The organism is Okeania sp. SIO2F4, from assembly GCF_010672385.1.
GTDB lineage: Bacteria > Cyanobacteriota > Cyanobacteriia > Cyanobacteriales > Microcoleaceae > Trichodesmium.
The window spans coordinates 1-9,559 of sequence record NZ_JAAHGT010000324.1; the positions used below are offsets into that span (position 1 = coordinate 1).

The window sequence follows — 9,559 nt, forward strand, 5'->3', positions numbered from 1 at the left end:
TGAGCTGCGCTTTTCATGTCGCGCAGCTCCTCCGCAGGAGGCAAGAGGCAGCATTCCGTAGGATGGGATGGATGGGTTATAAAAATCACCAAAAGTAATGCTATACTTGGGTGGAACTTCAATTATTAACTAATTTAGACAGGCTAAATAACTTTTTTAATAATTACTGGCTGGTTAATATCAATTATTCTTACTTTTACCGAAGAATTAATAATTCAATAATTCACCCTTTAAAGCCTCCCCTTTCAAGCGGAAAAAGCGGTTGAGGGATGGCGAGGTCTCCGTTCCCTCCGGGACGCTACGCGTTAGTGAAGCTTTGCGCTAGCAAACGCTTGCCTCCAATCTCCCCTCGAGAAATAAATTTTTTCCTTTTATTCAATCCAATCCGTTTTAGGGAGAGGTAATTATCAATTATCCATTATCAATTATCCATTATTGAATTCTCCCCTACTCCCCTCCAACCCTACTCTGAAATAGATAAAGTTTTTGAGAAATGATATTACCTCACCATATTCCAATCGACCAAGAGAAGAAAAAAATCCTTTGAGCCAATCCTATCCGTTATCAGAAGAGGTAATTATTAATTATTAATTGTTAATTATTAATTATTGAATTACCTTTACTATTCTGTCATTACTTTATAAAATAGGAATCAAATATCTAAATTTATGAACCAAAAAATTAGGAGCAAAAAAGTGATTTCCGGAAAAGCTACAACAACAAAAACCAAGTCTTATGCTCAACTTCATCAAACAGGATGTCCGCCAGAACACTTCCGAGAATTTAATAACTTTACTGCCAGTTCAATAGGTATCGGTACATATCTAGGTTCATCAGATGCAGCAACAGATAATTTAGTCACAGAAGCAATTATTAAATCCGTAAAAAACGGGATAAATTTAATAGATACTGCCATAAATTATCGGTCTCAGCACGGTGAAAGTAGTGTCAAAGCAGCTCTACTTCAATTAATAGAATCAAAAACCGTATCGCGAGAAGAATTAATCATTTGTTCTAAAGGTGGTTTTATTCCTAACCGACAAAAAGAAGAGTGGTTTAAACGAGAATACATAGACAACCCTAAATTTAATATTCAAGCAACAGATATGGTGGCGGGAGTTCACTGTATGCACCCAGAATATATTCAAGACCAACTAGAACGCAGCTTAATAAATTTGGGTATAGAGACTATTGATATTTATTACTTACATAACCCAGAAACTCAATTAGGAATTATTCCTGCAGATGAATTTTATCGCCGTCTCAAAGCAGTTTTTTCAGTGCTAGAAAAAGCTGCTGATGCTGGCAAAATAACTGCTTATGGAATAGCTACTTGGCAAGGTTTTCGAGTGCAACCAACAGATGCAAAACATATTGACTTAGCCAAAGCTAAATCTATTGCGCAACAAATAGCAGGTGGAACAGGCGATCGCTTCCAATTCATCCAACTACCAGTTAACCTGGCAATGACAGAAGCAATTATTACTCCAACTCAACCTGTAGACGGCAAAATTTTACCCGCCATTACTGCGGCAAACCAACTTGGCATCAATGCGATCGCCAGTGCTTCCATTGCTCAAGCTAAAAACCTCAAGCAACTTCCTCAAAAAATTATGACTGCTCTCGGCGAAAACCTGGCAACAGATGCGGTACGCGCTCTGCAATTTACCCGCAGTGTTCCTGGTTTATGCTCTGCTCTAGTGGGGATGAAATCTCCTAACCATGTGGCAGAAAATCTTACATTAACCAGTATTCCCACCTTAGATGCTGCCTACTTTGCTCAGTTGATAAGTTGATTTCAGGAAATCTTACTTGGCGATCGCTCTATAGCGCTACGGGTAAATTATATCAAATCCGACAGTATTGGTTTAATTAGATAAAGAGTGTGGGGAGTATGGGAAGGGTGGGGAGATGGGGAGTATGGGAAGGGTGGGGAGTGTGGGGAGTATGGGAAGGGTGGGGAGTGTGGGGAGTGTGGGGAGTGTGGGGAGTGTGGGGAGTGTGGGGAGTGCGGGGAAATGGGGAGATAAAGAAAGATTTGGCAATGGTTTTTTATGGAACATTTTTTATACCGAACCCGAGCGGATTTGATATCAGAAGTTGGAAGTCAGAAGTAATTCCTGGCTAAGTTTGAGCAGTTATAGCGATTTTCATTAACATAGAATACAACTATCAAGTCTCTAACTTATAAAACTTTAAAAATACCTCTCTTGTTTCTGTAGTCTACCTTTGTGAAAACCGCTATATCAATTTCTGCGACATATTTGCGTAGTGCTATATAGTATTTTTCTTAGATTCTAGATTTTACTGAAAATTTCGGTTTAAAGCCTTGCTCATAAGCAGACGACTTTTGATATAATTAATGTAAAATCCACATTTTGTCTTACAGGATTTACGCACCCAAACAAGAAACCAAGTTTATTGCCCTGATTATTGTTTTTCGCTCTCACGAAATTTTGTCGATCGACCCGGTTCCTGCGTAAGTCTTATTTTAATTGGAATGAAAATTCAAAACAAATAGCAAATACTATGAACTTAACCGAAAACTTACAACAACTTCAAACCGAAATAGAAGGAAAACTACCAGAAGATGCAAAAGCAAAAATGAATAAAGCTGTAGTTGACTTAGCTGATTCTGGAATTGTTAACAACAGCTTAAAAGTAGGAGAAAAAGTTCCTGAGTTTAGCTTGCAAAATGCAGTAGGTAAAACAGTAGAATTAAAATCATTACTTGCAGAAAATCCTGTAGTAATTTCCTTCTATCGTGGCGGATGGTGTCCTTACTGTAATATGGAATTAAGAGGCTTACAAAAGTATCTACCACAAATCACAGAATTAGGAGCAAAATTAATCGCAATTTCTCCAGAAACTCCAGATAATTCTCTTTCCACCACAGAGAAAAATGAACTAAGTTTTGAAGTATTAAGCGATGTGGGAAATGAGATTGCTAAAAAATTTGATTTAGTCTTTCAACTTCCCGAAGAACTACGACCAATTTATCAAAGTTTTGGTATTGACTTACCTGCTTATAACGGTGATGAAAGTTTTGAATTACCAATTCCTGGAACTTATGTAATTGCTACCGATGGTACAATTATCCATGCTTTTGTTGACCCAGATTATACAAAACGCCTCGACCCAGAAGAAATTATTAATGTGTTAAAAAAAATCAAATAGTACCATAGAGATTGCTTTAATTAGATAGAGGGATTAAAGTAGGGGGAAACTACTGTTATCCCCTACTTTTTCAGGTCGAATTGTAGAATAATTTAATCTTATTTAATTTGAAGAAAGAAGAAGGAAGAGCAAAGTTTGGAAAAGAGTATTGGTAGCCTTCAGCAAGCCACGACGCGTCTTATAACGCCAAGCAATTGTATCTATATAAATGCTGTAAATCAACAAAATATGTTCAAAATCATGTCTGTGAAATATATTTACCATGAAACTGTTAAAAATGCCTTAATTATCAAGATAGCTGGATAATTACTCACAACAATATACCAAGTATTTCATTAATGGATAATGGATAATTACCTCTGGTTAAAACCGTACGGGAATTGAATATAAGGAAATTCAATAGCACTTTTTGAAAGGGGAGGCTTTAAAGGGTGAATTCTTTAATTAATAATTATTAATTATTCGGTAATAGCGTAAATTTAGATATGAGGAAACATGAAAAAATCGCCAAAAATTCCCTCAATCAAATCTCAAAACTGGTCGATTGAAAAATTACCAGGTTTAAGCAAACAACACCAAATATTACTAATAGAATATGGAATTACCACTACTAGAAAACTACTAGAAATAACCCACACTCCCCAACAAAAATTAATCCTAGCAAGTCAACTACAAATTCATCCTCAATATGTCAAAAAATGGGTGGCATTAGCAGACTTAGCTAGAGTTCCTACTGTTGGTTGTCAATACTGCGGACTGCTACTTCATGCTGGCATTGCTTCAGTTACCCAATTAGCTCAAATACCCGTTCACAGATTGCACCAACAAATCCTTAAATTACAGGTATCAACTATGCAACGACGCGACCTTTGTCCGACGGTAGATTTAGTTCAAAAATGGGTTCAACAAGCTAAATTTTTATCATCAACTTCAATAATTGATAATTGATAATGGATAATTGATAATTACCTCTCCCTAAAACGGATTGGATTCAATAAAAGGAAAATATTCACATTGTTTCTCCTTTAAAGGAGAGGATTTTTACCTTAATTATTCGCTAAGAAAGAAGAGGGAAGAAGGAAGAAGGAAGAAGGAAGAAGTTTTCAAACCTACATTTGTAAGGGCGAATGGCCATTCGCCCCTACAATTTACATTTAATATCTCATAAACTCAGGACTACCAAAAATTAAAGCTGCCCTTAAATCAGCAGAACTTTTATCAATTACTGCACGAGTTTGAGCAGAAAAATTATTACCCAAAGTAGCCATTAATTTTTCTGCACTAATAGGTTTTCCTCTACCCAACAAACCACCAGATAAAGGTATAGCTAAACTACTACGTCGAATCATCGTATCTGAATCTAACCATGCTTCTTTTGTATTTTTATAACCGTCCGGAGTAACACAACCATAAAGAGGCATTCCTAACTGATCTAAAATGCCATTAATAGGTCGAAAATTATCAACCTCATTACCCATAGCTCTCATGGCAGAAGCCACAAACCGATAAGGATTTTTAAACTTAGAATTATGTACCTCTGTCTGCCAAAATTCTGAACTGTTGAAGAGAGTATTAAGTACCGTAGAAATATCTCCCTGACTATCCAAAAAACTCTGAGATAAAATTTTTACTAAAGACTCTGATGGTTCGTCTGAAACAAAAGTTTGAGCTAACTTATAACTAATATGTTTAGCCGTTGAAGGGTGACTAGCTAAAATATCTAAAGCTGTTTCACCTTCAGCCATACCATTTTCTTTAATTGTTTGTCCGAGAAAAAATTTATCCCCCGATTCGTGACGTTTTTCATCAAAATAAAATCCATCTGGATCTTCGGATCTTTTGTTATTAGGAGGTAGACCCCAACCAGTAAAAATTTTTGCTAAAGCAATAACATCATCTTGACTATATTCTCCATCCACACCTAAAGTATGTAATTCTAATAGTTCTCTCGCGTAATTTTCATTTATTCTACCTCTATGACTTTGCCAATTATCCAAATAAATTAACATGGCTGGATGACGACCAGTAGCACCTAATAATTCTCTAAACTTTCCCAAAGCATGAGGTCTAATTGCCTGCTGTTCGTAAGAGCTAAAATATAAACGATTGAGTCCTTGACGACCAAAAACATTAAAGTGATTATACCAAAAATCTACCATCACTTCTTCTAAATGACGCGGACTTTCTAATGTTCGTAAAAAACGACCTTTAGTAGCTTGTAAAAATATTTTTTGTTCAAAACGTCCTTTGATTCTATTTAATCCTCTCTGGTCTAATCTTAATTCTTTTCCCTGTTGTTGAAGTTGTCGTAATTCTGTGATTATTTCACTGGGAGTTAGAGGTAATGTATCAAGATATTCTAGCTTTTGAATTAATACTTTTGGGTAGGGAATAGAATTAGGTTGCAGTTGAGATTGAATATAAACTTCTAGACCAATATTTTTAATCTTTTCAATTTGCCCAGGAGTCGGTCCGAAACTAAGACGATTAATTAGGTGTAAAATTTTAATATCAGTCATAATTTTTATCAGAGTTTGAGTAATTTTATAAATTAATATCTCTTTTTAAATAGTTATAATTAAAGCTTGTAGTAGGGCTTTAGCCCTAAGTATAGATAGGGCTAAAGCCCTACTACAAACCATATACTTTTTTATCACTTATTATTCAGAAAAGAATATTAGTTAGAACTCAAACAATTTAACCCTGCATCTTCAGGTTTTGAATACTTCTCAGGAATAAATACGAAGTTAAACACTTGATTATCACAACGAACAACCTTAATTAACTCCAGGGGGTGTTTTTTGCGATCGCCAGTCCCTGGTTTAAATTCAATTTTTCCTGTTACCCCGTCAACGCGGAAATTTTCACCTGCCAATATCTTCTTAATTTCCCGACGATGTTTTTCCCCATTTTCCTCAATCCCTTTGATTAGCACCTGAGCAGCATCATAACTCAAAGCTGTACGGTCACGAACAGACCCTCCCCAAAGCTGCTCAGTGGTCTGAGAAAAATAAGATTTTGGATTCCTTAGAGGATGCCAGTTAACGGTGACAATCAGTTTTTCCAAGAGTTGGGGTTGACCAATCTTCAGGGTTTTGGGACTGTAAATTGACGAATCACCAACTATCCAGTTTTGACCACCATTTTCTTTGATGACTTCTAGAGCATTAACTAGAGCATCACTCACTTGACCATCTGGAATTAAAACAATTGCTAATTTCCCAGAGTTTCTAACTTTTTGGATGGCACTTTTAGCATTAAAATTAGACTGAGAAATATTAATTGAATCAACGATGTATCCTCCTTTTTCTAAGAATTTTTCTTTAAATCGTTTTTTGTAATCACTAGAATAGGGACTAGCAGGGTTATAAAAAATCGTAGCTCTGTTTTGATTAATTTTATTCATCAAGACATCAACCATTGCTTCTGCTCGGAGATGATTAGTTGCGATAATTCGGAAGAAAAATTTTCGAGGTTGGTCTGTGAGTTCAGATGTACTTGCACCAGGAGAAACTGATACTAATTGATTTTGGTTATATATATCTACAGTTGCCATCGTCATCTCACTGGTCCAAGAAGCAATAACACCTAGAATATCTGAGCGTTTGACTATTGTATTGGCAACATTCTTTGCTTTCTCCTCAAAATTAGCATCATTAGCAATGATAACTTTTAAACCTTTTCCATTCAAGTTTTTCGAGTTTAGAAAATCTGCACCAGGTAAAGTCCAATTAAAGGATTGATTCTTTTTAAATAGGTGAAAGTTCAAATATTAAACCATATCTCCTCACAAAACTATTGTTATGGCAGAATGTGACCCCTGAGTGCTAATCAATGTGTAAGAAAATTCACCTCCACCCACAATAAAAAGTTAATTGTGTAAGAAAATTCACCTCCACCCACAATAAAAAGTTAATTGTGATAACTTATGCACATTTTCCCACTTCCCCAAAAACTAGGAGATGATAAAAATATAGAGCAGGACTTACACAGCGAAACTAAATATAGTGGGGTTATCTGGAATAATGACCAAAAAGTACTCTGTATATAGAGTTAATGCCTAAGTTCTGCTCAATTCAAAAAACAAGGAGAAAATTATGTTTACTGGAACTCAAACAACTACTACTCGTCCTACTCTGTATTTTGGTAGCACTGGAGAAGATGTAGAATATCTACAAAGATGGTTAAATGCTGCTGGATTTGGTTCTTTGGTAGTTGATGGAATATTTGGTGTAGCAACACAAGAAGCTGTGAAGAAATTCCAAAAATACTATGGTTTAACTGTGGATGGAATTGTTGGTCCCCAAAGTTGGGGAACATTAGAATGGATCGATCTTGAGGGTTCAATTTACTAATCACAACTAACAAAACCATAGCTATGACTAAGGTAGCTATCAACAAACCATCTTTTTACCAGCATTCAGTATTCAGCTAAAATTCGGGGGTGAAAATCTCCATTATACGACTTGAAAACTGATTACTGATTGCTAACCTAATCTTCAACTAAACTAAGGAATTTTCTCAAATGACTGTATCAACAATGACTGTATCAACAATGCCAGTATTAAAAGAAGGAGATAGTGGAGATAGTGTTCGGTTTCTTGAACAATTGTTATCCTCAATCTATTGGTTTGGTTTGCAACAAGGTAGACCATCTCTGATTACAAGTAACGTAATATTTGATGCCCAATATGATAATCAAACCAAACAAATAGTAGCTGAGTTTCAACAAAATTATAACGCTACTTTTCCTTTTCCATCGCCTGATATTACAGTAGATGGAGTGGTAGGTCCCCAAACCTGGAAAGCGTTAGGTGATGCTATCTTCAAATACACCTATTAAAACTTAAACACTCTTGTTGCTACATCTCTAGATATGACTGCAACAAGAATGTACAAACTCTTGGAGTTTACTCCTGGGGTGACTGACCAAATCGCTCTAATTTCTCATACTCATCTATCCTAATACAGGAGAATTAACAATGACTTTAAGTGTTTCAAGTTCTTTTTCTTTACCAGTTTTACGCAACGGAAGCACCGGTTCTGATGTGACTCTGGTACAACGCCTTCTCAATAATGCTGGCTATGGTTCTTTAGTGGAAGATGGTATCTTTGGTGTTAGCACTGACACCGCACTTAAGCAGTTCCAAAAAGACCGAAATTTAACAGTGGATGGTATAGTTGGTTCTCAAACTTGGGGAGCTTTACTGCCTCCTACTATTGGTCGGGGTAGCAGCAGTTATGATGTTGAACGTCTGCAAAGTATCCTGAATGAAATCGGCTATTCTCTAAATGAAATCGGCTATTCTCTAGTTGTAGATGGTATTTTTGGTTCCAACACTGAAGCAGTTGTCAAGGGATTCCAAAAAAATAGGCGCTTAGAAGTTGATGGCATTGTCGGTCCTTTAACTTGGTATGCTCTGATGATCATTATGATTACACATTAACGATTTTTAGAAAGTACTGGCTTAACCCACGCGAGCGTGTTTAACTGTCCGGTTCGTTCTTCATGGAAGTAGCGATCGCATTCCCAGGAATGTCATTGAGAGCGAGAGCGTGGCACTCAGAACTTTAACCCTGACCGATAATGTAGACAAAGGATATCTTCAGCAGGTCAGGTGTTGGCTTGTTTCCTTGGAGCGATCGCAACAAGAATGTACAAACTCTTGGAGTTTACTCCTGGGGTGACTGACCAAATCGATCTAATTTCTCATACTCATCTATCCTAATACAGGAGAATTAACAATGACTTTAAGTATTTCAAGTTCTTTATCTTTACCAGTTTTACGCAACGGAAGCAACGGTTCTGATGTGACTCTGGTACAACGCCTTCTCAATAATGCTGGCTATGGTTCTTTAGTGGAAGATGGTATCTTTGGTGTTAGCACTGACGCCGCACTTAAGCAGTTCCAAAAAGACCGAAATTTAACAGTGGATGGTATAGTTGGTTCTCAAACTTGGGGAGCTTTACTGCCTCCTACTATTGGTCGGGGTAGCAGCAGTTATGATGTTGAAAGTCTGCAAATTACCCTGAATGAAATGGGCTATTCTCTAGTTGTAGATGGTATTTTTGGTTCAAACACTGAAGCAGCTGTTAAGGGATTCCAAAAAAATAGCCGCTTAGAAGTTGATGGCATTGTCGGTCAAAATACGTGGTATGTTCTGATGAGCAATATGATTAGAGACTAAGGATTTTTAGGTTGTATTATCCAAGTGTGGGAGAAAATTATGCTTACTGGAACTCAAACAACTACCACTCGTCCTACTATATCCCTTGGTAGCACTGGTGAAGATGTGAAAGATTTACAAAAAGTTTTGAATGCCACTGTTGCTGATACTAGCTTAGTAGTTGATGGAATATTTGGTAATCTTACAAAGGAAG

At 36.6% G+C, this 9,559-nt stretch carries 10 protein-coding genes; 8 read left to right on the top strand and 2 right to left on the bottom strand.

Annotated features, from left to right (window positions below):
• Nucleotides 1–695 precede the first annotated feature (695 nt).
• From F6K22_RS20100 to F6K22_RS20115, 4 genes are all read left to right on the top strand, one after another.
• Nucleotides 696–1,796 carry an aldo/keto reductase gene (locus F6K22_RS20100; protein WP_293101713.1) on the top strand — a complete coding sequence of 367 codons (1,101 nt, stop codon included), beginning with the start codon at nucleotides 696–698 and terminating at the stop codon, nucleotides 1,794–1,796.
• 89 nt (nucleotides 1,797–1,885) lie between these two features.
• Complete coding sequence (locus F6K22_RS20105; RefSeq protein WP_293101716.1) at nucleotides 1,886–2,128, top strand: hypothetical protein; 243 nt, start codon at nucleotides 1,886–1,888, stop codon at nucleotides 2,126–2,128.
• A gap of 401 nt (nucleotides 2,129–2,529) precedes the next feature.
• Entirely contained in the window at nucleotides 2,530–3,177 is a 648-nt protein-coding gene (locus F6K22_RS20110) for a peroxiredoxin-like family protein (protein ID WP_293101719.1), read from the top strand.
• Between the two features lie 495 nt (nucleotides 3,178–3,672).
• A complete protein-coding gene (locus F6K22_RS20115) occupies nucleotides 3,673–4,125 on the top strand; it encodes a DUF4332 domain-containing protein (RefSeq protein ID WP_293101722.1) in 453 nt (150 codons plus the stop codon).
• Between the two features lie 206 nt (nucleotides 4,126–4,331).
• On the opposite strand, the gene F6K22_RS20120 is transcribed toward F6K22_RS20115, so the two are convergent.
• A complete protein-coding gene (locus F6K22_RS20120; protein WP_293101724.1) occupies nucleotides 4,332–5,696 on the bottom strand; it encodes a DUF1800 domain-containing protein in 1,365 nt (454 codons plus the stop codon).
• 158 nt (nucleotides 5,697–5,854) lie between these two features.
• Complete coding sequence (locus tag F6K22_RS20125) at nucleotides 5,855–6,868, bottom strand: ABC transporter substrate-binding protein (protein WP_293101727.1); 1,014 nt, start codon at nucleotides 6,866–6,868, stop codon at nucleotides 5,855–5,857.
• 406 nt (nucleotides 6,869–7,274) lie between these two features.
• Here F6K22_RS20125 and F6K22_RS20130 point away from each other — a divergent pair, with 406 nt between their 5' ends.
• The 4 genes from F6K22_RS20130 (at nucleotide 7,275) to F6K22_RS20145 (ending at nucleotide 9,366) form a co-directional block, all read left to right on the top strand.
• Nucleotides 7,275–7,532, top strand: coding sequence for a peptidoglycan-binding domain-containing protein (locus F6K22_RS20130; RefSeq protein ID WP_293101729.1), 258 nt, complete (start codon nucleotides 7,275–7,277; stop codon nucleotides 7,530–7,532).
• Nucleotides 7,533–7,702: 170 nt separating this feature from the next.
• Nucleotides 7,703–8,020, top strand: a complete 318-nt coding sequence (locus F6K22_RS20135; RefSeq protein WP_293101732.1) for a peptidoglycan-binding domain-containing protein — start codon at nucleotides 7,703–7,705, stop codon at nucleotides 8,018–8,020.
• Nucleotides 8,021–8,159: 139 nt separating this feature from the next.
• The gene (locus F6K22_RS20140) at nucleotides 8,160–8,624 is read left to right on the top strand and encodes a peptidoglycan-binding domain-containing protein (protein WP_293101735.1); all 465 of its coding nucleotides are present in this window, start codon (nucleotides 8,160–8,162) and stop codon (nucleotides 8,622–8,624) included.
• A gap of 298 nt (nucleotides 8,625–8,922) precedes the next feature.
• On the top strand, nucleotides 8,923–9,366 hold the full coding sequence (locus tag F6K22_RS20145) for a peptidoglycan-binding domain-containing protein (RefSeq protein WP_293101738.1): 444 nt from the start codon (nucleotides 8,923–8,925) through the stop codon (nucleotides 9,364–9,366).
• The last annotated feature ends 193 nt before the right edge of the window (nucleotides 9,367–9,559 follow it).

Coding starts and splice junctions, on each gene's coding strand:
- F6K22_RS20110 (WP_293101719.1), top strand. CDS start 2,530: ATGAACTTAACCGAAAACTTACAACAACTTCAAACCGAAATAGAAGGA.
- F6K22_RS20145 (WP_293101738.1), top strand. CDS start 8,923: ATGACTTTAAGTATTTCAAGTTCTTTATCTTTACCAGTTTTACGCAAC.
- F6K22_RS20130 (WP_293101729.1), top strand. CDS start 7,275: ATGTTTACTGGAACTCAAACAACTACTACTCGTCCTACTCTGTATTTT.
- F6K22_RS20115 (WP_293101722.1), top strand. CDS start 3,673: ATGAAAAAATCGCCAAAAATTCCCTCAATCAAATCTCAAAACTGGTCG.
- F6K22_RS20120 (WP_293101724.1), bottom strand. CDS start 5,696: ATGACTGATATTAAAATTTTACACCTAATTAATCGTCTTAGTTTCGGA.
- F6K22_RS20140 (WP_293101735.1), top strand. CDS start 8,160: ATGACTTTAAGTGTTTCAAGTTCTTTTTCTTTACCAGTTTTACGCAAC.
- F6K22_RS20135 (WP_293101732.1), top strand. CDS start 7,703: ATGACTGTATCAACAATGACTGTATCAACAATGCCAGTATTAAAAGAA.